Annotated in this window: 1 pseudogene; it reads left to right on the top strand. The window is 30.7% G+C overall.

From position 1 onward, the window contains the following. Positions 1-921: pseudogene (locus H2279_RS08585) on the top strand (hypothetical protein); the annotation flags it as partial.

Below are 921 nucleotides of genomic sequence, written 5' to 3'. Positions count from 1 at the left end.
GGCGCCGAAACAACCAAAATTACTATAGATGGAGCTAATAATACATTAACCATTGAAGAAGGTGGTTCAGTTAAACCGAGTAGTGGTTTTGCTGTAGAATTTCAAGCAAATTCAAGCCTTAAAACTTTTGAAAATAAAGGAACACTTTTGGGGGCAAGCGAAGCTATAAAATTTAAAGGAACTACTATAGATAATTTCATAAATAGTGGAACTATTGATTCTCAAAATTGGTCTGGTCTTGAAATAAATAATGGAACAAATTATATTAAAACTTTCAATAATACTGGAACTATTAATTCAAACAAAAACAATGCCATATTTCTTTACCAAGGAGGCATAGATGAATTTATTAATGAAAAAGATGGATTGATTAAGGGTAATGACCATGGTATAAAAATTGATCATTCAACTATAAAAACTTTTAATAATGAAGGTATTATAAGCAATAATAACGATACTAGTTTAAAAATAGATTCCTCGGCCATAGAAACTCTCAATAATAGCGGAACTATAAAATCGGATGGAGTAAATGAACCTAGTGATAGTAGTTCTATAATTGGATCAACTGGAATAAAAATTTATTTAACCCATGCAAAAAATTTTAATAATACAGGAGTTGTTGCTGGAAAAGTTGGTGTTAGTTTAGGAGGATCAACTATTGATAGTTTCACTAACTCTGGAACTATAGAATCAATGTCTAATCATAAATATGGAGCAGCAATTGCAGTTTCAAATTTGAATGGAATTGTATCCACTATTAAGAATTTTACCAATTCTGGAACGATTAAAGCTGATAATGCTAGCGGTATTCTTATCGAAGCAGGTAATACCATAGAAAATCTCACTAATTCTGGAACTATAGAGGCTAGTTTATATGGTATCGGTTTCTTTACCGTTGATAAATACGGCAATGAAATCAAC

It is taken from the genome of Campylobacter sp. B0100352/1 (assembly GCF_020135855.1).
GTDB lineage: Bacteria > Campylobacterota > Campylobacteria > Campylobacterales > Campylobacteraceae > Campylobacter_D > Campylobacter_D taeniopygiae.
This window is presented reverse-complemented; position numbering and strand designations above follow the sequence as displayed.